1 rRNA gene is annotated in these 1,408 nt (G+C 50.1%); it reads right to left on the bottom strand.

Features of this window, described 5'->3' with window-relative positions:
* Positions 1-30: 30 nt before the first annotated feature.
* Positions 31-1,408, bottom strand: a 23S ribosomal RNA gene (locus ACTXGO_RS13765); the annotation flags it as partial.

Raw genomic sequence — 1,408 nt, 5'->3', positions numbered from 1 at the left:
ATAGATAATTACAAACCACTTGGGTGTTGTATGGTCAAGCCAAACGAGCAATTAGTACAGGTTAGCTACACACATCGCTGTGCTTCCACACCCTGCCTATCAACGTCCTAGTCTTGAACGGCTCTTTAGGGAAATCTTATCTTGAGGTGGGCTTCCCGCTTAGATGCTTTCAGCGGTTATCCCATCCGAACGTAGCTACCGGGCAATGCCATTGGCATGACAACCCGAACACCAGTGGTTCGTCCACTCTGGTCCTCTCGTACTAGGAGCAGCTCCTCTCAAATTTCCAACGCCCACGGTAGATAGGGACCGAACTGTCTCACGACGTTCTAAACCCAGCTCGCGTACCTCTTTAAATGGCGAACAGCCATACCCTTAGGACCTGCTTCAGCCCTAGGATGAGATGAGCCGACATCGAGGTGCCAAACACCGCCGTCGATATGAACTCTTGGGCGGTATCAGCCTGTTATCCCCAGAGTACCTTTTATCCGTTGAGCGATGGCCCTTCCATACAGAACCACCGGATCACTAAGACCTACTTTCGTACCTGCTCGACTTGTGGGTCTCGCAGTTAAGCGCGCTTTTGCCTTTATACTCTACGACCGATTTCCGACCGGTCTGAGCGCACCTTCGTACTCCTCCGTTACTCTTTAGGAGGAGACCGCCCCAGTCAAACTACCCACCATACATTGTCCTCGGTACTGTTATACCTGAGTTAGAACCCCAACATGACCAGGGTGGTATTTCAAGATTGGCTCCACCAAGACTAGCGTCTCGGCTTCAAAGCCTCCCACCTATCCTGCACAAGTCAGGTCAAAGTTCAATGTAAAGCTGTAGTAAAGGTTCACGGGGTCTTTCCGTCTAGCCGCGGGTACACAGCATCTTCACTGCGATTTCGATTTCACTGAGTCTCTGCTGGAGACAGCGCTGCCATCATTATGTCATTCGTGCAGGTCGGAACTTACCCGACAAGGAATTTCGCTACCTTAGGACCGTTATAGTTACGGCCGCCGTTTACTGGGGCTTCGATCAAGAGCTTCGCTTACGCTAACCCCATCAATTAACCTTCCAGCACCGGGCAGACATCACACCCTATACGTCCACTTTCGTGTTTGCAGAGTGCTGTGTTTTTAATAAACAGTTGCAGCAGCCTGGTATCTGCGACTGCCAACAGCTCAAGGAGCAAGTCCTATCACCATCAGCAGCGTACCTTCTCCCGAAGTTACGGTACCATTTTGCCTAGTTCCTTCAGCAGAGTTCTCTCAAGCGCCTTGGTATTCTCTACCTGATCACCTGTGTCGGTTTAGGGTACGATTCGTTTATAACTATTGCTTAGAAGCTTTTCCTGGAAGCATGGTATTTGCCACTTCGTCCTACAAGTAGGACTTGCTATCAGATCTCGACCATA

It is taken from the genome of Psychrobacter sp. T6-1, assembly GCF_052258445.1.
This window is presented reverse-complemented; position numbering and strand designations above follow the sequence as displayed.